Raw genomic sequence first — 20,534 nt, forward strand, 5'->3', positions numbered from 1 at the left:
TCCAGACTGAATGCTATTATAGTTTGGTCGTCCGTATTATCGAGATAGGCACCAAGGTCTACGGTGCCGCCGTTCTCCAGGGTCAGGGTGTTGCCGCTAAGGCTCAATGCCTGATCGTCCGTGTTGTCCATGTAACCGGACAGGTCCACAAAGTTTCCGTCCTCGATGGAAAGGTTGTTCCCGCTCAAGGTCAGGTTCTGGTCATCTGTCCCGGCCGCCGCCAGTACCGTGCTGAAGTCGACAGTTTGTGTACCGCCGTCCTCCAGGGTCAAGGTCAGTTCGTTCGTGGTATTGTCCAGACTGAATGCAGTGATCGTTTGGTCGTCCGTATTATCGAGATATGCCACAAGGTCTATGGTGCCGCCGTTCTCCAGGGTCAGGGTGTTGCCGCTAAGGCTCAAGGCCTGATCATCGGTCCCGGCCGCCGCCAGTACCGTGCTGAAGTCGACAATCTCGGTACCGCCGTCCTCCAGGGTCAAGGTCAGTTCGTTCGTGGTATTGTCCAGACTGAATGCCGTTATCGTTTGGTCGTCCGTATTATCGAGATATGCACCAAGGTCAACGGTGCCGCCGTTCTCCAGGGTCAGGGTGTTGCCGCTAAGGCTCAAGGCCTGATCATCTGTTCCGGCCGCCGCCAGTACCGTGCTGAAGTCGACAATCTCGGTACCGCCGTCCTCTAGGGTAAGGGTCAGTTCGTTCGTGGTATTGTCCAGACTGAATGCGGTGATCGCTTGATTGTCCGTATTATCGAGATATGCACCAAGGTCTACGGTGCCGCCGTTCTCCAAGGTCAGGGTGTTGCCGCTAAGGCTCAGCGCCTGATCATCGGTGTTGGTATCTATCAAAGCTGCCAAATCAGCCAATGCCACTGAAAAGGTATTAGCATCAGAATCGGTTATTACCAAATTGGTGTTTGTTCCATCAATATCAAATGAGGTTACGGTCGTATTTGAATCTGTGAAAATATCTTTTAAACTACTTAAATCAACATTTACATTTCCTCCGTCTTCTAAGGAAAGTGACAAAATATTAGTAACATCATCAAAATTAAAACCTGTTAACTGCTGATTGTCCGATGAAGTCAACTCCCAAGAATCTCCGTCCCAAAAATAAATGGTGCCAGTATTGGTGTTTACGTAAATGTCTCCCAAATCAGCACCAGATGGACTGGTGGCTCCTGGACTGGAAACATCGGTACCTTTAAGGACTTCACAGTTGCATTGGTCCTGAAGGGTAACGGTTGTCTGTGAAAAGGCAATTCCTGTAAAAAGGAGGAACAATAGGGCTAGAATGCTCTTTTTCATGAGGTTACTATTAATGAAAATTGTATTACTGTAGTTTGTTGATTTTATACTATTTTGGTCAGTCGGTCATTACATGATCCATCTCACCGAATTAAACCACATACAAAATTACCCTCGCTTTTAGGGTTGAAAAATAATTGTTGTGAACCAATGAAATAGAACTGTATAGTTCACAAATCCTGAGGTTACCTCAATATTTTTTTGGGTTTTTTTTAAGACTGTTCGTCGATAAACCCAAAAGTGGACAGGTATTTGCGTAGGTCAAATCCTACATTGTATTCACAATGAATTATAAGAAGGAGAGAGGTGAAATGATATACCATTCAAACAAAAAGCGGCTCCATTTTGGAGCCGCTTTTATATTTATCGCTATTGACTTAAAAAAGGATCATTCAAAAATAATGAACTCTGACCTTCTATTTAATTGATGTTGTTCTTCGGTACATTGTACACCATTGGCGCAATCATTCACCAAGCGGGTCTCCCCGTAACCTTCGCCTTGGAGCCTATCTGCGGCGATTCCTTTTGAAATCATATAATCCACAGTAGATTCCGCTCTTTTTTGGGACAACCAAAGGTTGTAGGCATCCACTCCCCTACTATCGGTGTGTGAATTGACCTTAATCTTAAGACTTGGATATTTTTCCATGGCCACGATAACCTTTTGAATTTCTATTTCAGCATCCGGTCTGATGTTGTATTTATTCAAATCGAAGTAAATGGTACTCAACTGTAATAGTTTTGCCAAGTCATCACCAAAACCTCCCGTTACCAAATCTCGCTCTAAGTAAAAATCAACAATACGTGGTTTTCCATCGGAAATAGGCAAATATTCTTCCGAGGGCACGTATCCATCCCTTGATGCCCTCACAAAGTTTCCTTTGGAACAATCCAACATGAGTATATAGTTCCCATCGGAATCTGTTATGGTGGATGACACTTCGTTGTTTTCTTCATCTATAATCTTAACGGTTGCTCCTGCCAAAACTTCGTTGGAAATACGATCTCTTACAGTTCCTGTAATTTCTTGAATACAATCCAACACCAATGGTTCATTTTCCACAAACTCATATATGTCGTCATCTCCCATGCCCCCATCCCTGTTGGATGCAAAATACCCGGTTTTATCATCTGAATCGAAAATGAATGAAAAATCGTCCTTTGGTGTATTGACAGGTTTTCCAACATTAACCACCGGTTGGGTATAATCGTTGTACGTTATTTTTGTTGCAAAAACATCCAATCCGCCCAATCCTTGGTGACCATCTGAAGAAAAATAGAGCACTCCATCCTTAGTAATAAAAGGAAAGGTTTCACGAGCTATAGTGTTGATGTTGCTTCCCAAGTTTTTGATTGGCCCGTAAGTACCATCTCCAATAATCTCCGTCACAAAAATATCCGACTCGCCCAAACTTCCCGGCATATCGGAAACAAAGTAGAGTTTTTTGCCATCTGGGCTCAACATCGGGTGGGCCACTGAGTAGGAATCACTGTTAAAAGGAAGTTCCGTAATATTAAGCCATTCTCCATCTATATTTTCTGCGCTATAGATCTTTAGCCTGATAATTCCTTCTTCGTCCTTCTTTTTTCGGCCATCGAAAAAATTGTTCCTAGTAAAGTACATGGTTGTGCCATCTTTGGATATCACAGATGTAGACTCGTGCAATCGGGTATTGACATCTCCTCCCAACTTTACCACATTATTATCGGAAACACTATCTGCGTTTACTTTGTATAAATCCAAAAAGTCCCTCGCATTCCAAGTATGCCGATATCTTGCAAAGTTTCCTGTGTCGCGGTCAGAAGCAAAAATGAGTCCTTTTTCGTAGTAGGAGGCGGCAAAATCCGAGTATTTACTGTTATAGGGGAATGTTTTAACCGTGTACCGACCTGAGTTTTTCTCAATTTTTGTCATGTAATCCTCATCATAACTGGACATGGTGGAAGTCATCTGCCTAAAAGATTCCATAACCCGGGAAGCTTGATCATAATTCCCGATTGATTTCAAACTCTGTGCATATCGGAAAACATCTTCAACGGACATTTCATCGGGATATGTAGTGTTGAGCTTTGCATAAGTATCCGCCGCTTCTTGGTACTTGGCGTTAAAATAGTAGGAATTTCCCAGTCTTTTCAACAAATCGGGCGAAGTGTAACCTTTATCCAACACTTTTTTATAAATATCAATTGCAGGGCTAAAGGAATATTGGTTGTACCGCTCATCGGCCCTTTCCATAACCCTTTTTATTTGCTTATCGGGAATACTATCCTGCTGGGCGGTTACTTTTGTCCAAAATCCGCAAACGATGATCAATAATATGAGTATTCTTTTCGGCATTATAAACTATATTAAAAGAATCTTGGTGATATGGTTCTCTGGAAGGATTTCAACAATTCCAGCCTCAGGAACACTTCAAAAGACCCATCGTTGAACTGTGTCCCGCCCAACTCGGTCACTTCGCGATCATAGGCCAATCCCAACATTATCTGGTCGGTTACCTGAAAGCCTACCAATCCACTTACGGCAGCATCCCAGCGATAGGCTGCTCCAAAACTGAACTTTTCCGCAAACAAGAAGCTCGCGGATAGATCTACCTGTAATGGCGCCCCACTCACGGCTTTTGTAAGCAGAGCTGGTTTAAATTGCAGGTCTGGTCCAATATCAAAAACATATCCTGTTATAAGATAGATGTTCATACGTTCTGCTGACAAAAAGTTGACGCCCTCACCAGAATTGTCGTTATCAAAATATTCTGATTCAAGCACGTTGGGCGCTGAAACCCCGGCATAAAATTTATCGGTGTGGTAATACACTCCCAAACCAAAATTTGGAGTAAATTTATTGTCGATATTATTTTGATTGACAACCTCTTGGTCAAAATTCCTTAATCCATTAAAATCCAAATTCAACATGTTTCCTCCGGCTTTTAATCCAAACGATAATTTGGCGTCCATTGATACATCGATGGTATAGGATACCACGGCATCCAAATAGGTCTCTTGCACCACACCATCTCCAATATTATCGTTTACTATGGAAATGCCATATCCCAATCTACTGTTCCTTATGGGCGAATGAAGATTTAGCGTAAAGGTTTCCGGAGCTCCGTCCAAACCTACCCATTGCGAACGGTAGAGGCCTGCAAAACTAAGCTGTCCTCTAGATCCTGCGTAGGCTGGGTTTACACTCAAGGTATTGTACATGTATTGTGTGTACTGGGCATCTTGCTGAGCAAATAGACCCGTGGACAAGACTCCAATGAACAATAAGGTGGTTAAAAAATGTTTCTTTATCATGCTATCCAATATTGTTATCTGCTCAAGTAAATGTATTCTGAGTCCGTGAAACTTCCTTGTTCGGTCTCGTAATTAAATATGTAGAAATAAACTCCAGCTGGAAGATAATCGTTTACACTAAGTGCTGATTTACCGCGAACCCGTCCGTCGAACACATTGCTGACATTATCGTAGTCGTTGCCCACGAATACCTCAGTCCCCCAGCGATTGAAAATCTTTATTGTACTTGATTTGATGTATTCGACCCCTCTGATGAACAAAAAGTCATTTTTTAAATCTCCATTCGGTGTCAACATTTGATTTACCTCTATGGCCTCCACTTCTACAGTAACCGTTGCCGTATCACAATTATCAGGATTGCCTACTTCGCAGATGGTGTATTCAATGGTATAGGTACCTGGTTGGGTGCCTGTTGCCACCGTAACGGTACCATTATCATTTATCATAAGTTGGTTGGTTGGTGTAGAGGTCAATATTACATCGTTCAACGATACAAACTCGTCATTCAGGGTATCATTCAACAACACATCGCTACCTGCAATAACTCCTCCCGAGGTACTTGCATTGTAATTATCATCTACAGCATCGATTACATTGTCTTCTCCCTGTATTACTTCTACAGTAACTGTTGCGGTATCACAATTATCTACATCCATGATATCACAAATGGTATAAGTTATGGTGTAAGTTCCTTCCTGTGTACCGGGAAGTACGCTTACACTTCCATCGTCGTTCACTCTAAGTTCCTCTGTTGGCGTGGAAGTCAGAAGTACATCGGCCAGAGTAACAGGTAAACTGTTCAAGGTATCATTTAAAAGCACATCGCTACCGTCAATCGCCTCATCTTCACCAAATGTTGCAGTATAGGTATCATCTACGGCATCTATTACGTTACCACCCATTCCTTCGGTCACGGTTACCGTTACGGTTGCGGTATCGCAATTATCTACGTCCATGATATCACAAATCGTATAAGTTATGGTGTAGACCCCTTCTTGGGTACCGGGAAGCACACTTACGCTTCCATCGTCGTTGACCCTAAGTTCGTCTGTTGGCGTGGAAGTCAGAAGTACATCAGCAAGTGTGATAGATGAACCGTTCAAGGTATCATTTAAAAGTACATCGCTACCGTCGATTACTTCATCTTCACCCAATGTAGCAGAATAGGTATCATCTACGGCATCTATTACGTTACCACCCATTCCTTCGGTCACAGTTACCGTTACGGTTGCGGTATCGCAATTATCTACGTCCATGATATCACAAATCGTATAAGTTATGGTGTAGACCCCTTCTTGGGTACCGGGAAGCACACTTACGCTTCCATCGTCGTTGACCCTAAGTTCGTCTGTTGGCGTGGAAGTCAGAATTACATCAGCAAGTGTGATAGATGAACCGTTCAAGGTATCATTTAAAAGTACATCGCTACCGTCGATTACTTCATCTTCACCCAATGTAGCAGAATAAGTATCATCAACCGCATCAATAGTGTTTGACCCAACCTCTATATATATGGTTGCGGATGCACAAACGTTAGGGTCCAGCAACACATTACAAACTTGATAAACTATCGTAACCGTTGAATTCGACTCAGAGAGTGTTGGTGTATAGTTTACGAAGCCCGTATCGTTATTGAAACTTATAGTTCCCTCGGCATCACCACCAATTTGCGATAGACTGGTCTCACCTACATTGTTAGCGGCATTGTTTGGCAGGTAGTCATCATTTTCCAGAATATTAATTGCCACCTCTGTCAAGGCAGGGGTAGAACCATAATCATCATTGGCATTGGCCTTCAATGGGTCCGGGTCAGTTTCATTTGGGTTACCATCGCCATCACAATCCAATGCATCCCAATCCGCTGTCTGTGGTAATGTCACGCTTTCTGGTCTATAATCGCAGGGGTCCAATGGGTCCGTACCATCTTTCTTCTCATCTTCGTTTGTAACGCCATCGCCATCACAATCTGAACTGTTCCATGCGGAGTCAGGAGCTACTGTTTGACTTTCAATAAGAAAATCACATGCATCCAATGGGTCGGTACCATCCTCCTTTTCATCTTCGTTGGTAACCCCATCACCATCACAGTCGGCTTTCAGATAATCGCTGGTTTGTGGTAAAGTAACACTCTCAGGGTTGTAATCACAAGGATCTAGAGGATCTGTACCATCTTTCTTTTCGTCTTCATTGGTAACGCCATCTCCATCACAATCTGCTTTCTTCCATTCTTCGGATGGTGAGCAATCCTGGTGTTCCAATACAAAATCACAAGGATCCAATGGGTCCGTTCCATCCTCTTTCTCTTGTCCATTACTCACACCATCTCCATCACAATCATCCTTTTTCCATGCTTCTGAAGGAGAACAATCTTGGTGTTCCAATACAAAATCACAAGGATCCAATGGGTCCGTACCATCCTCTTTTTCTTTTCCATTGCTTACACCATCGCCATCACAGTCGTCCTTTTTCCATGCATCGGAAATGGAACAATCTTGGTGTTCCAATATAAAATCGCAAGGATCCAATGGGTCCGTTCCATCCTCTTTCTCTTGTCCATTACTCACACCATCCCCATCACAGTCGTCCTTCTTCCATGCATCGGTAATAGAGCAATTCTGATGCGCCAATATAAAATCGCAAGGATCCAATGGGTCCGTTCCGTCCTCTTTTTCCTTTCCGTTAGTTACACCATCACCGTCACAGTCGTCCTTCTTCCATGCATCTGAAGGAGCACAGTCTTGGTGTTCCAAAATAAAATCACAAGGGTCATTATAATCAGTACCATCTTTTTTCTCCTGTTCACATGTAACACCATCGCCGTCACAATCCTGTGCCGACAACGCATTCGCCAACGGATTCCATAAGTTGGAAATATCCGAAAAAGGAACATCAGAATATGATGTGGTCTTGGTTACAACATCCAAATCATGATTATGTAAAGGGGCAAAACCAAAAGATGAGGTAAATCCAAAAACTAAACACCACAAAATAGTGGTGGATTTAAGGACTAAATGCTTCTTTAGTCTCACAAAAGTAAAGTTCTCCATAAATGATAGTTTTGGTCAACTAATCACCATGGCGCTTGTAAGTATAATCCTGTAATTGTAAGAAAATTGGGGTTTTCTTAGTTACTTCAATAACTCTGCCCTTTCGACACATATTGATATAAACAGGTCACATAATTAGCCCATTTGTGTTTCACCTCCTATTTTAATCGATAAAAGGCAATTTCCTTATCATTAAGTTACCTTATCTGCACTCTAAGTAAACAGATAAGTGCTGAGTGAACCGGTCAGTGTTTCAAAAGCGGGCGAAAAATACTTTTCTTTTTGGATCTAGAAGCTTAAAATCTTTGATTTTTTTCCAATGATATTAACAATGCCTAATCATTCTAAAAATGAGTGGCAAAAGATTTAAATCCCGTATTTTTGCCGAAATTTTTGTTGATGGATTTTGAAAAGGAAATAGCGAAACGTAGAACTTTTGGCATTATCTCCCACCCCGATGCAGGTAAAACTACACTGACCGAAAAACTTTTGTTGTTCGGTGGTGCCATTCAAGAAGCCGGTGCGGTAAAAAGTAATAAAATCAAAAAATCCGCCACCAGTGATTTTATGGAAATCGAACGCCAAAGGGGAATTTCTGTTGCAACTTCTGTACTGGCCTTTATTTATAAGGACAAAAAAATAAATATTCTAGATACCCCTGGACACAAGGATTTTGCCGAGGATACCTTCCGAACTTTGACCGCTGTTGACAGCGTTATCGTTGTAATCGATGTAGCCAAAGGTGTCGAGGAACAGACAGAGAAATTGGTAGAGGTTTGCCGTATGCGCAACATCCCCATGATTGTTTTCATCAACAAATTGGACCGCGAAGGTAAAGATGCATTCGACCTTTTGGATGAGGTAGAACAAAAGTTGGGCTTAACGGTAACCCCGCTGAGTTTCCCCATTGGAATGGGATACGATTTTAAGGGTATCTATAACATTTACGAGAAAAACATTAACCTGTTTAGCGGCAATAGCAAAAAGAATATCGAGGAGACGATTGCCTTTGATAACTTGGACAATCCTGAACTTGAGAAATTGATTGGTACAAATGCTGCTGATGAACTACGAGGTAATTTAGAGTTGGTAGAAGGAGTTTATCCCGATTTTGACCAAGATGCCTATTTGAAAGGCGAATTGCAGCCGGTATTTTTTGGCTCTGCTCTGAACAATTTTGGAGTTCGGGAACTACTGGATTGCTTTGTGAACATCGCTCCTTCCCCAAGGCCAAAGAAAGCCGAAGAACGTTTGGTAAAGGCCAACGAAAAGGACTTCTCGGGTTTTGTATTTAAGATACATGCCAATATGGATCCTAAGCACCGTGACCGTCTTGCCTTTGTAAAGATAGTATCCGGTACTTTCGAACGAAACACCCCTTACTTGCATGTACGTCAAGGTAAAAAGCTTAAATTTTCCAGTCCCAATGCTTTTTTTGCCGAGAAAAAAGAAATCGTAGATATTTCCTATCCCGGTGACATTGTAGGGCTTCATGATACTGGGAACTTTAAAATAGGGGACACGTTGACCAGCGGTGAAGAGCTGCATTACAAGGGAATTCCAAGTTTCTCACCGGAACATTTCAGATATATCAACAATGCGGACCCCATGAAAGCGAAGCAATTGTACAAAGGTATCGACCAGTTAATGGACGAAGGGGTTGCCCAATTGTTCACCTTGGAGTTAAACGGCCGAAAAATCATCGGAACTGTGGGTGCGTTGCAATACGAGGTAATTCAATATCGACTTGAGCATGAATATGGGGCCAAGTGTACCTACGAAAATTTCCCCGTGCACAAAGCCTGTTGGGTAGAGCCTAAAGATGAAAAAAACGAAGAGTTTCAAGAATTTAAAAGGGTAAAGCAAAAGTTTTTGGCCACAGACAAAAAAGGTCAGTTGGTATTTTTGGCAGATTCTCCGTTTTCACTTCAAATGACACAGCAAAAGTATCCTTCGGTGAAATTGCACTATACTTCGGAATTTGAGTAACCCCCTAAGCCAAATCATTTACACAATTGATTATTAATTGATTACACAGTTCGAATCTGTTTTTTTCGTACATTGATTAATGTAACCAATTAAATAATCAGATTATGACTACTTCGGAAAAACCACCTGTTTGGTTCTGGGTGGTGAGCGTAATAGCTCTTTTATGGAATTTGGTAGGCGTTATGAACTATCTCAATCAAGCATTTAATCAAGTAGCTCTATTAGAAGCTATGGACCAAGCACAACGAACAGCTTTTGAAGGCATCCCGGCTTGGGCAACGGCCGCTTTTGCTATTGCGGTTTTTTCAGGCGCATTGGCTTGCATCGGGCTTTTACTGCGTAAGAAGTGGGCCAGAACATTTTTTGTTATCTCACTGATTGCTGCTGTCGCACAGTTTATCCACTGGCTGTTCATATCAAATGCCGTAGAGGCTTTTGGACCATCTACCTATACAATGCCGTTGATTGTTATAATTATTGGGATTTACCTGATATTCTTTTCAAAAAAAGGAATTCAAAAGGGATGGTTGAAATAAAAAAAGGCCCTGAAATATTTCAGGGCCTTTTTTTATGCTTCACCAGTGGGTCCAAAATTTAGTGGAATCGCTGGTTGCTCGTAGTCTTGAATTGTTCCGTGCGCCTGTTCAAAGCGGCTAACGTTATCATTCAATGCCTTGAGCAATTTTTTGGCATGTTGTGGAGTCAATATTATTCTACTTTTTACCTTGGCTTTTGGAGCACCCGGCATCAAGCTAATAAAGTCCACTACAAATTCAGAGACGGAGTGGTTGATGATGGCAAGATTGGAATAAGTTCCTTCCGCCGTTTTCTCGTCCAACTCAATATTTATCTGTTTCTGATTTTTCTTTTCTTCGGCCATAAATACTTGTCTTAAAAAGAAAAACCCCGACCTAAAGCCAGGGTTTATTTTATTTAGAATTTAAATTCCTCTTTTCGGGCCATAATCTCATCGTACTCCTCTTTGGAACCTACAATGATGCTATCATAATCCCTCATACCGGTACCGGCAGGAATTTTATGTCCAACAATTACGTTTTCTTTCAATCCTTCCAAGGTATCGACTTTACCACTTACAGCGGCTTCGTTCAATACTTTGGTTGTTTCTTGGAACGATGCTGCAGAGATAAATGATTTTGTCTGCAACGAAGCTCTTGTAATACCTTGCAAGATTGGGGTAGCAGTAGCTGCTACAGCATCTCTGGCAGACACCAAAGTCTTATCCTCTCTTCTAAGAATTGAGTTTTCGTCCCTTAGTTCACGTATCGTCACAATCTGTCCTGGCTTCAACCTTTCTGAATCACCGGCGTCCTCAACAACTTTTTTACCGAAAATCTCGTCGTTCTCGTTGATAAAGTCATCTTTGTGCGCCAATTGGTTCTCCAAGAAGATGGTATCTCCCGGATCTTGGATTTTTACTTTACGCATCATTTGTCTTACAACAACCTCAAAGTGCTTATCGTTGATCTTCACACCCTGCAAACGGTATACTTCTTGTACCTCGTTCACCAAGTACTGTTGCACTGCTGATGGCCCTTTGATCGCCAAGATGTCTTCCGGTGTAATAGAACCATCGGACAATGGCATACCCGCACGTACGTAGTCATTCTCCTGTACCAATATCTGGTTGGACAATTTGACCAAGTACTTCTTGATATCGCCTGTCTTGGACTCGATGATAATCTCACGGTTACCACGCTTGATCTTACCGAAGGAAACTACACCGTCAATCTCCGATACAACAGCTGGGTTGGATGGGTTACGCGCTTCGAAAAGCTCGGTCACCCTTGGAAGACCTCCGGTAATATCCCCTGCCTTGGCAGATTTACGTGGGATTTTAACCAAAATCTTACCTTCCTTCACCTTGTCACCATCATTGATCATCAAGTGAGAACCTACTGGCAGGTTGTACGACCTTAGTGTTTCACCTTTACTGTTCTGAATCAATAAAGTGGGTATCAGTTTCTTGTTTCTGGACTCGGAAATTACTTTTTCTTGGAAACCGGTTTGTTCATCGATTTCAACCTGATAAGTAACACCTTGCTCAATATTCTCGTAAGCAATCTGTCCAGAGAACTCCGAAACGATTACACCGTTATATGGATCCCATTCACAAATCACAGTTCCCTTGGTAATCTTCTCACCGTCCTTAATGAACAATTGAGAACCATAAGGAATATTATTTGTACTTAAAGTGATTCCTGTTTTCTGATCTACAATCTTAACTTCAGAAGTTCTGGAGATAACAATGTTGGTTTTTTTACCATCGCTTCCTTCACCTTCAACAACTCGCAAGTCCTCGATTTCGGCAACACCATCAAATTTGGACTCCAATTTGTTATCCTCGGATATGTTACCTGCAATACCCCCTACGTGGAAAGTACGCAATGTCAACTGTGTACCAGGCTCACCGATGGACTGTGCGGCAACAACACCAACAGCCTCACCTCTTTGTACCATTTTATTGGTAGCAAGGTTACGCCCATAACATTTGGCACAGATACCTTGTGCAGCCTCACATGTTAACGGAGACCTTACTTCTACCTTTTCGATTGGAGCTGCCTCTACCCTTCTAACATCAGCCTCGTTGATTTCCTGTCCTGCTCTCAGTACAAGCTCTTCGGTCAATGGGTTGTACACATCGTGCAACGATACCCTACCCAAGATTCTCTCACCTAGGCTTTCAACAATCTCCTCATTTTTCTTCAATGGCTCTACTTCGATACCTCTCAAGGTTTCACAATCTTCGCTATTCACGATAACATCTTGAGAAACATCCACCAAACGTCGAGTCAAGTAACCCGCATCCGCCGTTTTCAAAGCGGTATCCGCAAGACCTTTACGCGCACCGTGGGTAGAGATAAAGTATTCCAAAATCGATAGACCTTCCTTAAAGTTGGAAAGAATCGGGTTTTCGATAATTTCACCACCACCTGCAGTAGATTTTTTAGGCTTGGCCATCAAACCACGCATACCGGTCAACTGACGAATCTGCTCTTTGGAACCCCTTGCACCGGAATCCAACATCATATACACAGAGTTGAACCCTTGTTTGTCCTCACGGATTCGTTTCATCGCCAATTCGGTCAACATAGCGTTGGTAGAGGTCCAAACGTCGATTACCTGGTTGTAACGCTCGTTGTTGGTGATAAGACCCATGTTATAGTTCATCATAATACCATCGACCTGCTCGTTTGCCTCACCGATCATATCCTGCTTTTCAGCAGGAATGATAATATCACCTAAACTGAATGATAGACCACCTTTAAAGGCGAAATCGTATCCCATGGCCTTGATTTTATCCAAGAAATCAGCCGTTGTAGGCACATCGGTTACCGCAAGAATGTCCCCGATAATATTTCTAAGGGCCTTCTTGTTCAATACTTGGTTGATGAATCCTGCTTGCTCTGGCACTTCAGTGTTGAACAATACACGACCTACAGTAGTTTCAATGATTTGATAGACCAACTCACCTTCTTCGTTAAAGTCTTTTGCTCTAACCTTGATTCCGGCGTTAAGCGAAACTTTTCTCTCGTTGAAGGCTATTTCTACCTCTTCAGAAGAATAGAAGGTCAACCCTTCACCCAATACAGGCTCTTCTGGAGTAGATTTCTTATGCTTGGTCATATAGTACAATCCCAAGACCATATCCTGAGATGGTACGGTAATCGGAGAACCGTTCGCTGGGTTAAGGATGTTCTGTGAAGCCAACATCAATAATTGAGCTTCCAAAATGGCCTCTGGTCCCAATGGCAAGTGAACTGCCATCTGATCCCCATCAAAATCCGCGTTAAATGCGGTACATGCCAATGGGTGCAAACGAATCGCCTTACCCTCGATAAGTTTTGGCTGGAACGCTTGTATACCCAATCTGTGCAATGTGGGGGCACGGTTCAACAATACAGGGTGTCCTTTAAGGACGTTTTCAAGAATATCCCATACTACGGGCTCTTTCTTGTCTATAATCTTTTTCGCAGATTTAACGGTCTTTACAATACCTCTTTCAATCAACTTACGGATGATGAAAGGCTTGTATAGCTCGGCCGCCATATCTTTTGGAAGACCACATTCGTACAATTTCAATTCCGGTCCAACGACGATTACGGAACGAGCGGAGTAATCCACACGTTTACCCAAAAGGTTTTGACGGAAACGACCTTGCTTACCTTTCAAGGAATCGGAAAGGGATTTTAATGGTCTGTTTGATTCTGTTTTTACCGCAGATGCTTTTCTTGTGTTATCGAAAAGGGAATCCACCGCTTCTTGAAGCATACGCTTTTCGTTCCTCAAGATCACTTCAGGTGCCTTGATTTCCATCAAACGCTTCAAACGGTTGTTACGGATGATTACCCTACGGTAAAGGTCGTTCAAATCGGAAGTCGCAAAACGACCACCGTCCAATGGCACCAACGGACGCAATTCTGGTGGGATCACAGGAATCACCTTCATGATCATCCACTCAGGGTTGTTCTCCCTGTTCCCTTGCGACTCACGCAAAGCCTCCACTACTTGAAGACGCTTCAAGGCTTCGGTCTTACGCTGTTTTGAAGTCTCTGTATTTGCCTTGTGGCGAAGTTCGTATGACAATTGTTCCAAATCGATTCTGGACAAAATGTCAATCAAACACTCGGCACCCATTTTGGCAATGAACTTGTTTGGATCGGTATCCTCCAAGTATTGGTTCTCGGTAGGAATAGATTCCAATATGTTCAAGTATTCCTCCTCGGTCAAGAAATCCATTTTCTGGATTTCTTCACCTTCTGGACCTTTGGCAATACCTGGCTGAATAACCACATACCTTTCGTAGTATATGATCATATCCAGTTTTTTGGACGGCAATCCCAAAAGGTAACCTATTTTGTTTGGCAACGAACGGAAGTACCAAATGTGTGCTACGGGAACCACAAGGTTAATGTGCCCTACACGGTCTCTACGTACTTTCTTCTCCGTCACTTCAACACCACAACGATCACAAACGATTCCGCGGTAACGGATTCTCTTGTATTTACCACAGGCACACTCATAATCCTTTACAGGACCAAAAATACGCTCGCAGAACAATCCATCACGCTCTGGTTTGTGCGTTCTATAGTTAATGGTTTCAGGCTTCAACACTTCTCCACGGGACTCTGCCAAGATGGACTCGGGAGAGGCCAATCCGATGGAAATTTTATTGAACCTTTTTTGTGCGTTATTATCTTTTATTCTAGCCATAACAATATGGTGATGATATAATTAATGTAATATAGTGTTCTACTCTTCCAAACGGATATCCAAGCCCAAACCTTTAAGTTCGTGCATCAATACGTTGAAAGATTCTGGCAATCCAGGTTCTGGCATGGTCTCACCTTTTACGATGGTCTCATAGGTCTTGGCCCTACCGATCACGTCATCCGACTTAACGGTCAATATCTCCCTAAGGGTAGATGATGCTCCGTAGGCTTCCAATGCCCATACTTCCATCTCTCCAAAACGCTGACCACCAAACTGAGCTTTACCACCCAATGGTTGCTGCGTGATCAAAGAGTATGGTCCAATAGACCTTGCGTGCATCTTATCGTCTACCATGTGACCTAGTTTCAACATGTAGATGACACCAACGGTTGCACGTTGATCGAAACGCTGACCTGTTCCACCATCATATAGGTAGGTGTGTCCGAATCTTGGTACACCTGCATCATCGGTAATCTTGTTGATTTCGTCCAATGAGGCACCATCAAAAATTGGAGTCGCATATTTTTGACCCAACTTTAATCCGGCCCATCCCAATACGGTTTCGTAGATCTGACCAATGTTCATCCTTGAAGGTACACCAAGTGGGTTCAATACGATATCCACTGGGGTTCCGTCTTCCAAGAACGGCATATCTTCTTGACGAACGATACGGGCAACAATACCTTTGTTACCGTGACGACCTGCCATTTTATCACCTACTTTAAGCTTACGCTTTTTGGCGATGTAAACTTTGGCCAACTTCATGATACCTGCAGGAAGCTCATCCCCAACGGAGATGGTAAACTTGTCCCTTCTCAGGTTACCTTGAATATCGTTCAATTTGATTTTGTAGTTGTGCAACAAATCGGCCACCAATGCATTGGTATCGTCATCCGTTGTCCAGCTACCACCTACCAAGTGAGCGAAATCGTCAACAGCGTTCAACATTTTGATGGTGTATTTCTTTCCTTTTGGAAGTACTTCTTCACCCAAATCGTTGATTACACCTTGCGATGTTTTTCCACTGATCAATCCGAACAACTTCTCGATCAATTCATCTTTTAGTTGTTGGAACTTCACTTCGTAGTCCATCTCCAATCTTGAAATGGCCTCTTTATCTTCAGAACGCTTTCTCTTGTCCTTGATGGAACGGGAGAACAATTTCTTGTCGATTACAACACCTCTCAAGGATGGTGAAGCTTTCAATGAAGCATCCTTAACGTCACCTGCCTTATCACCAAAGATGGCACGCAACAGTTTTTCTTCTGGAGTTGGGTCGGATTCTCCTTTAGGAGTAATCTTACCGATCAAGATATCACCAGGTTTTACTTCGGCACCGATACGGATCATACCGTACTCGTCCAAGTCCTTGGTTGCCTCTTCGGATACGTTTGGAATATCGTTTGTCAATTCCTCAGCACCCAATTTGGTGTCCCTTACTTCAAGAGAGTACTCATCTACGTGGATAGAGGTAAAGATATCCTCGCGTACCACTTTTTCAGAGATTACTATCGCATCCTCAAAGTTGTATCCTTTCCAAGGCATAAAGGCAACCTTCATGTTTCTACCCAAGGCCAATTCACCTTTTTCGGTAGCGTATCCTTCACAAAGTACCTGACCTTTTTTCACCTTGTCACCTTTTCTTACGATAGGCTTCAAGTTGATACTGGTTCCTTGGTTTGTTTTTCTAAACTTCACCAATTGGTACGTTTTAGAATCCTCGTCAAAGCTTACCAATCGCTCTTCATCGGTTCTATCATACTTAATGGTAATTTTCTGTGCATCCACATATTCCACAACTCCATCTCCCTCTGCATTAATCAATACTCGGGAATCGGTAGCTACCTGTCTTTCCAGACCTGTTCCCACAATCGGAGAATCTGGACGCAACAATGGAACTGCTTGACGCATCATGTTAGATCCCATCAACGCACGGTTCGCATCATCGTGCTCCAAGAACGGAATCAACGATGCGGAAATGGAAGCGATTTGGTTCGGTGCAACGTCGGTATATTTTACTTCCGTTGGATCCACAACCGGGAAATCACCTTCTTCACGGGCAATTACCTTTTCCCTTTCAATGGTACCGTCATCCGCTAATGGAATGTTGGCTTGGGCAATCTTCATTCCTTCCTCTTCCTCTGCACTTAGGTAAATGTGGTTTTTGGTATCCACTTTACCATCCTCTACTTTACGGTAAGGAGTTTCCAAGAAGCCCATATTGTTCACTTTGGCAAATACGGACAATGAAGATATCAAACCAATGTTCGGACCTTCAGGTGTCTCGATTGGACACAATCTTCCGTAGTGCGTATAATGAACGTCACGCACCTCGAAACCGGCTCTTTCACGAGAAAGACCACCTGGCCCTAGTGCGGACAATCTTCTTTTGTGTGTAATCTCGGCCAACGGGTTGGTCTGGTCCATGAACTGGGACAACTGGTTGGTTCCGAAGAATGAGTTGATCACGGAAGACAATGTCTTTGCGTTGATCAAATCTATCGGGGTAAACACTTCGTTGTCACGAACGTTCATACGCTCACGGATGGTACGGGCCATACGTGCCAAACCTACGCCGAACTGCTGGGACAATTGTTCCCCAACGGTTCTAACACGACGGTTGGACAAGTGATCAATATCATCAATCTCCGCTTTGGAGTTGATCAACTCGATCAAATATTTAATAATGGTAATGATATCTTCCTTGGTCAACACTTGTTTGTCCATTCCGATATCCAATCCCAATTTTTTGTTCATTCTGTAACGACCTACTTCACCTAAGTTGTAACGTTGGTCGGAGAAGAACAATTTATCGATAATACCACGAGCCGTTTCCTCATCTGGTGGCTCGGCATTACGTAACTGTCTATAGATATGCTCTACCGCTTCTTTTTCAGAGTTGGTAGGATCCTTTTGCAAGGTGTTATGGATAATGGCGTAATCGGATTGCGCATTGTTTTCCTTGTGAAGCAAAATGGTCTTCACATCGGCATCAATGATCTCATCGATATGCTCTTTTTCCAAAACTGTATCACGATCAAGTACAATTTCGTTTCTTTCGATGGAAACCACTTCACCTGTATCCTCGTCCACGAAATCCTCATGCCATGTGTTCAACACCCTAGCGGCCAATTTACGGCCCAATACTTTTTTAAGTCCGGATTTGGAAACCTTTACTTCTTCCGAAAGGTCGAAGATTTCCAAAATGTCCTTGTCCCTTTCGAAGCCGATGGCACGGAACAAAGTGGTTACCGGTAATTTTTTCTTCCTATCAATGTAGGCATACATCACCGAGTTGATATCGGTGGCGAATTCGATCCAGGAGCCTTTGAAAGGAATCACCCTTGCCGAATACAATTTTGTCCCGTTTGCGTGGAAAGATTGTCCAAAGAAAACTCCTGGAGATCTGTGCAACTGGGATACTACAACACGTTCCGCTCCGTTGATAACGAAAGTACCACTTGGGGTCATGTAAGGGATGGTCCCCAAATACACGTCCTGTACAATGGTTTCAAAATCTTCGTGCTCTGGATCGGTACAGTATAATTTTAGACGTGCCTTTAACGGTACGCTATAGGTAAGTCCACGCTCGATACATTCTTGGATGGAGTATCTTGGTGGATCTATGAAGTAATCCAAAAACTCAAGTACAAACTGATTTCTGGTATCGGTGATTGGAAAATTCTCCATGAAGGTGTTGTAGAGACCTTCGTTTCCTCTTTCGTCAGATTTAGTTTCAAGCTGGAAAAAGTCTTGGAACGATTTTATCTGAATGTCCAAGAAATCCGGGTATTCCGGTATGTTCTTAGCGGATGCGAAATTAACTCTTTCAATAGTGTTTGTGAACATCTATGGACAAATTTTGATCGTGATTACTAAGTGGGTTGGTGTACGGCTTTATACACTCCTTATATAAATAGGCTAAGGTCTAACCAAAAATGGAAAGACCTTAACCAAGTTCTAATGGGAAAAGCGATTATTTAAGCTCAACTTCTGCTCCAGCTTCTTCCAATGATTTTTTGATACCTTCTGCTTCGTCTTTAGAAATACCTTCTTTAACAGCTTTTGGTGCGCTATCAACAATATCCTTAGCCTCTTTAAGACCAAGACCTGTCAATTCTTTCACCAATTTAACAACTGCCAATTTAGATCCACCAGCAGCAGTAAGTACTACATCAAATTCTGATTTTTCCTCAGCAGCTTCAGCATCACCACCAGCAGCAGCACCGCCAGCAACAGCTACTGCAGCAGCAGCAGGCTCGATACCATATTCTTCTTTTAAAATGTCGGCCAACTCATTTACCTCTTTTACTGTAAGGTTTACCAACTGTTCTGCAAAATCTTTTAAATCTGCCATTTTTCTATCGTTTAATAAAAATGTTTAAAAATATACTTAGTTTATTGTGCGCGAATTATTCTTTTTCAGACAAAGTCTTAAGGATACCTGCCAATTTACCACCACCAGACTTAAGTCCAGAAATAACGTTTTTGGCTGGGGATTGCAACAATCCGATGATATCTCCGATAACTTCTTCTTTGGACTTGATATTAACAAGTGCATCAAGATTGTTATCGCCGATATACACTGCCTCTTCAATAAAGGCACCTTTCAACAATGGTTTATCTGATTTTTTTCTAAAGTTCTTGATAAGTTTCGCAGGTGCATTTCCTGTTTCGGACAACATCAAAGATGTGTTGCCTTTCAAAACTTCAGGAAGTTCACCGAATTCCTTATCAGAAGCTTCCATTGCTTTTGCAAGCAATGTGTTCTTAACGACCGCAAGCTTAATGTTCGCCTTGAAACACGCTCTTCTTAAGTTAGAGGTGTCCACGGCATTCAATCCCGATATATCCGCCAAATAAATGTTTGGATTATCAGCCAACTGTGCAGTCAAGTCTTTTATTACCGTTGCTTTTTCTTCTCTTGTCATAGTTATAAAAATTGAACTACCAGTTTATTGAACTGCTTTTGGATCTAATTGAACACTAGGACTCATAGTACTGGACAAGTAAATACTCTTCATGTACACACCTTTAGCTGCGGAAGGCTTCAATTTGATCAATGTGTCGATCAATTCCCTAGCATTTCCTGCAATTTTATCTGCAGAGAAAGATGCTTTTCCGATAGCTGCGTGCACAATACCTGTTTTGTCCACTTTAAAGTCTATTTTACCGGCCTTAACATCGGAAACGGCTTTTGCCACATCCATAGTTACTGTTCCGGTCTTTGGATTGGGCATCAAACCTCTCGGTCCCAAAACTCGTCCTAATGGACCAAGTTTACCCATAACGCTTGGCATAGTGATGATAACATCAACATCTGTCCAACCATTTTTGATCTTATCCAAATATTCGTCCAACCCAACAAAGTCCGCACCTGCTTCTTTAGCTTCTGCTTCTTTGTCTGGAGTCACCAATGCCAAAACTTTAACGTCCTTACCAGTTCCATGAGGAAGGGTTACAACGCCACGCACCATTTGATTGGCCTTTCTTGGATCCACACCCAAACGAACCGCCAAATCAATGGAAGCATCAAATTTTACATTGGTTATTTCTTTTACTAAAGCTGATGCTTCTTCCAAAGAATAGAGTTTATTCTTATCTATCTTGGCTTGAGCCTCTTTTTGCTTTTTAGTCAATCTTGCCATTTCTTACTTGCTTTCAG

The 20,534-nt window shown here is 42.5% G+C and carries 12 protein-coding genes; 2 read left to right on the forward strand and 10 right to left on the reverse strand.

Annotated elements, in window-relative coordinates; translation table 11 throughout:
* The 4 genes from GUA46_RS12190 to GUA46_RS12205 all read right to left on the reverse strand — a co-directional run.
* The coding region (locus GUA46_RS12190; protein WP_176620753.1) for an autotransporter outer membrane beta-barrel domain-containing protein at nt 1–1,304 on the reverse strand (1,304 nt) is incomplete at its 3' end.
* A gap of 388 nt (nt 1,305–1,692) precedes the next feature.
* Nucleotides 1,693–3,642 carry an OmpA family protein gene (locus tag GUA46_RS12195; RefSeq protein WP_176620754.1) on the reverse strand — a complete coding sequence of 650 codons (1,950 nt, stop codon included), beginning with the start codon at nt 3,640–3,642 and terminating at the stop codon, nt 1,693–1,695.
* A gap of 11 nt (nt 3,643–3,653) precedes the next feature.
* Nucleotides 3,654–4,601 (reverse strand): PorP/SprF family type IX secretion system membrane protein, encoded by a 948-nt coding sequence (locus GUA46_RS12200; protein ID WP_108247283.1) that lies wholly within the window; start codon nt 4,599–4,601, stop codon nt 3,654–3,656.
* Between the two features lie 14 nt (nt 4,602–4,615).
* Nucleotides 4,616–7,648 (reverse strand): gliding motility-associated C-terminal domain-containing protein, encoded by a 3,033-nt coding sequence (locus GUA46_RS12205; RefSeq protein WP_176620755.1) that lies wholly within the window; start codon nt 7,646–7,648, stop codon nt 4,616–4,618.
* A 399-nt stretch (nt 7,649–8,047) separates the two neighbouring features.
* Between GUA46_RS12205 and GUA46_RS12210 the strand changes: the two genes are divergently transcribed.
* Both GUA46_RS12210 and GUA46_RS12215 read left to right on the forward strand, forming a co-directional pair.
* On the forward strand, nt 8,048–9,637 hold the full coding sequence (locus GUA46_RS12210) for a peptide chain release factor 3 (protein ID WP_108247111.1): 1,590 nt from the start codon (nt 8,048–8,050) through the stop codon (nt 9,635–9,637).
* Nucleotides 9,638–9,741: 104 nt separating this feature from the next.
* The gene (locus tag GUA46_RS12215; RefSeq protein WP_108247112.1) at nt 9,742–10,173 is read left to right on the forward strand and encodes a hypothetical protein; all 432 of its coding nucleotides are present in this window, start codon (nt 9,742–9,744) and stop codon (nt 10,171–10,173) included.
* A 32-nt stretch (nt 10,174–10,205) separates the two neighbouring features.
* Here the strand turns inward: GUA46_RS12215 and GUA46_RS12220 are convergent, their stop codons facing one another.
* The 6 genes from GUA46_RS12220 to rplA form a co-directional block, all read right to left on the reverse strand.
* A complete protein-coding gene (locus GUA46_RS12220) occupies nt 10,206–10,517 on the reverse strand; it encodes a DUF3467 domain-containing protein (protein ID WP_108247113.1) in 312 nt (103 codons plus the stop codon).
* Nucleotides 10,518–10,570: 53 nt separating this feature from the next.
* The gene (gene rpoC, locus GUA46_RS12225) at nt 10,571–14,869 is read right to left on the reverse strand and encodes a DNA-directed RNA polymerase subunit beta' (protein ID WP_176620756.1); all 4,299 of its coding nucleotides are present in this window, start codon (nt 14,867–14,869) and stop codon (nt 10,571–10,573) included.
* A 39-nt stretch (nt 14,870–14,908) separates the two neighbouring features.
* Entirely contained in the window at nt 14,909–18,718 is a 3,810-nt protein-coding gene (rpoB, locus tag GUA46_RS12230) for a DNA-directed RNA polymerase subunit beta (protein WP_176620757.1), read from the reverse strand.
* A gap of 127 nt (nt 18,719–18,845) precedes the next feature.
* Nucleotides 18,846–19,226 (reverse strand): 50S ribosomal protein L7/L12, encoded by a 381-nt coding sequence (gene rplL, locus GUA46_RS12235; protein ID WP_108247116.1) that lies wholly within the window; start codon nt 19,224–19,226, stop codon nt 18,846–18,848.
* Nucleotides 19,227–19,281: 55 nt separating this feature from the next.
* Nucleotides 19,282–19,800 (reverse strand): 50S ribosomal protein L10, encoded by a 519-nt coding sequence (gene rplJ, locus GUA46_RS12240; RefSeq protein ID WP_108247117.1) that lies wholly within the window; start codon nt 19,798–19,800, stop codon nt 19,282–19,284.
* A gap of 24 nt (nt 19,801–19,824) precedes the next feature.
* On the reverse strand, nt 19,825–20,517 hold the full coding sequence (gene rplA / locus GUA46_RS12245) for a 50S ribosomal protein L1 (RefSeq protein ID WP_108247118.1): 693 nt from the start codon (nt 20,515–20,517) through the stop codon (nt 19,825–19,827).
* Between the last annotated feature and the right edge of the window lie 17 nt (nt 20,518–20,534).

This window comes from Flagellimonas chongwuensis (genome assembly GCF_013376415.1).
Taxonomy (GTDB): Bacteria; Bacteroidota; Bacteroidia; order Flavobacteriales; family Flavobacteriaceae; genus Flagellimonas; species Flagellimonas chongwuensis.

What these genes read in the sequence shown, in the direction of transcription:
- GUA46_RS12200 (WP_108247283.1), bottom strand. Translation starts at nt 4,601, where the DNA reads ATGATAAAGAAACATTTTTTAACCACCTTATTGTTCATTGGAGTCTTG.
- GUA46_RS12210 (WP_108247111.1), top strand. Translation starts at nt 8,048, where the DNA reads ATGGATTTTGAAAAGGAAATAGCGAAACGTAGAACTTTTGGCATTATC.
- rpoC (WP_176620756.1), bottom strand. Translation starts at nt 14,869, where the DNA reads ATGGCTAGAATAAAAGATAATAACGCACAAAAAAGGTTCAATAAAATT.
- rplL (WP_108247116.1), bottom strand. Translation starts at nt 19,226, where the DNA reads ATGGCAGATTTAAAAGATTTTGCAGAACAGTTGGTAAACCTTACAGTA.
- rplJ (WP_108247117.1), bottom strand. Translation starts at nt 19,800, where the DNA reads ATGACAAGAGAAGAAAAAGCAACGGTAATAAAAGACTTGACTGCACAG.
- rplA (WP_108247118.1), bottom strand. Translation starts at nt 20,517, where the DNA reads ATGGCAAGATTGACTAAAAAGCAAAAAGAGGCTCAAGCCAAGATAGAT.
- GUA46_RS12205 (WP_176620755.1), bottom strand. Translation starts at nt 7,648, where the DNA reads ATGGAGAACTTTACTTTTGTGAGACTAAAGAAGCATTTAGTCCTTAAA.
- GUA46_RS12195 (WP_176620754.1), bottom strand. Translation starts at nt 3,642, where the DNA reads ATGCCGAAAAGAATACTCATATTATTGATCATCGTTTGCGGATTTTGG.
- GUA46_RS12215 (WP_108247112.1), top strand. Translation starts at nt 9,742, where the DNA reads ATGACTACTTCGGAAAAACCACCTGTTTGGTTCTGGGTGGTGAGCGTA.
- rpoB (WP_176620757.1), bottom strand. Translation starts at nt 18,718, where the DNA reads ATGTTCACAAACACTATTGAAAGAGTTAATTTCGCATCCGCTAAGAAC.
- GUA46_RS12220 (WP_108247113.1), bottom strand. Translation starts at nt 10,517, where the DNA reads ATGGCCGAAGAAAAGAAAAATCAGAAACAGATAAATATTGAGTTGGAC.